Origin of the sequence: Gaoshiqia sediminis (assembly GCF_025907915.1) — a bacterium.
Lineage (GTDB): Bacteria > Bacteroidota > Bacteroidia > Bacteroidales > Prolixibacteraceae > Gaoshiqia > Gaoshiqia sediminis.
Genome location: NZ_JAPAAF010000101.1, coordinates 1 through 1,025, shown reverse-complemented (window position 1 = coordinate 1,025; position 1,025 = coordinate 1). Strand labels below are relative to the sequence as shown.

Genomic DNA, 1,025 nt, shown 5'->3' with positions numbered 1-1,025 from the left:
AAAAAAAAGCTTGAATACGGAGCCAAACACTGGCCGGAAAACTTACGCAAATACCAATCGCAGCAAGAGATATTAAAAGAGCGAAACAGCTTTTCCAAAACAGACACCGATGCCACCTTCATGCGCACCAAGGAAGACCACATGAAAAACGGGCAGCTAAAACCCTGCTACAACTGGCAATTCTCTACCAACAATCAATTTGTTGTCAATTATACTGTTACCCAAACCACTACCGATACGACCACCCTGATTGAGCATCTGGAATCTCACAAGCAACAATATGGAAGTTATCCCGAAACTGCAACGGCCGACTCCGGATATGGGTCGGAAGAAAATTATCAGTTCATTGAAGAAAAAGGAATAGAAGGTTTTATCAAGTTCAACTACTTTCATAAGGAACAAACCCGCAAGTTTAAAGAAGATATTTTCCGCCGAGAGAATCATCACTACAACCCGGAACTGGACTGCTTCTATTGTCCAATGGGTCAGAAAATGCAAAAGGCAGGCGAAGGAAAACGAAAGACATCTACCGGATTCGAACAGCAAGTAAGCTTTTATCAGGCTCCGAACTGCCAGGGTTGTCCGCTTCGCTGGGGCTGCCACAAAGCCAAAGGGGAACGCGTAATTGAAGTAAACCACAATCTGGAGCGCCATAAACAAAAAGCCAGGGATTTACTTTTGAGTCCTGAAGGAATAGAACACCGAAAACGGCGACCGGCAGACGTAGAAGCAACCTTTGGAAACATCAAACAGAACAAAGGTTTTAGACGATTTATGCTCCGTGGAAAGAAAAAAGTGGAGATTGAGACCGGATTAGTTGCACTTGCACACAATTTATCAAAAATCGGGGCTTAAAATCCCGGATTTTTGACTTTTTTAATAAAAAAGGTTCAAGAAAACCGAACAGAAGTATCCGGGGAATAAGGTTCACCATATGGAACCATAAACAAACCAACTACAAAATCTAAAATCTCCAAAATCCAGAAAAAGAAAGACCGTCCCAAATTTTGTTTTGAGACGGCCTC

1 protein-coding gene is annotated in these 1,025 nt (G+C 42.4%); it reads left to right on the top strand.

What is annotated here, in order from left to right:
• The coding region (locus tag N2K84_RS20165) for a transposase (RefSeq protein ID WP_282593638.1) at positions 1 to 855 on the top strand (855 nt) is incomplete at its 5' end.
• Positions 856 to 1,025 lie beyond the last annotated feature (170 nt).